Source organism: Streptomyces sp. HPF1205 (assembly GCF_020400825.1).
GTDB lineage: Bacteria > Actinomycetota > Actinomycetes > Streptomycetales > Streptomycetaceae > Actinacidiphila.
Genome location: NZ_JAINVH010000170.1, coordinates 1 through 347, shown reverse-complemented (window position 1 = coordinate 347; position 347 = coordinate 1). Strand labels below are relative to the sequence as shown.

Annotated in this window: 1 pseudogene; it reads left to right on the top strand. The window is 70.6% G+C overall.

The features are described from left to right. Nucleotides 1-299: pseudogene (locus K7G61_RS36150) on the top strand (hypothetical protein); the annotation flags it as partial. Between the last annotated feature and the right edge of the window lie 48 nt (nucleotides 300-347).

The following is a 347-nucleotide window of genomic DNA, read 5'->3' as shown; positions in this document are numbered from 1 at the left end:
GCGAACACCGGGAACACCCCGTACAGATCACGGCCCATGCCAGGACACTGAGACCCCTGCCCGGACATCATCACCGCCACCCTGCCCCCCACAGCCGACCCGCGGACCAAACCCGGCACCAGACCACCCCCCGCAAGCGCGGCAAGCCCCGAACGGAACCCACCCACCCCGGCAGCAACCAGCACCGCACGCTCACCGAACCTAGAACGCCCCCCAACCAGCGACCACCCCACATCCACCCCACGCACGCCACCCACAACCCCCGCTTCCCCAACCCCATCCCCGACCCCATCCCCTAGCCACTCCACAAGCCGACCCGCCTGCCCCGCAAGCGCAGCCGGACCCTG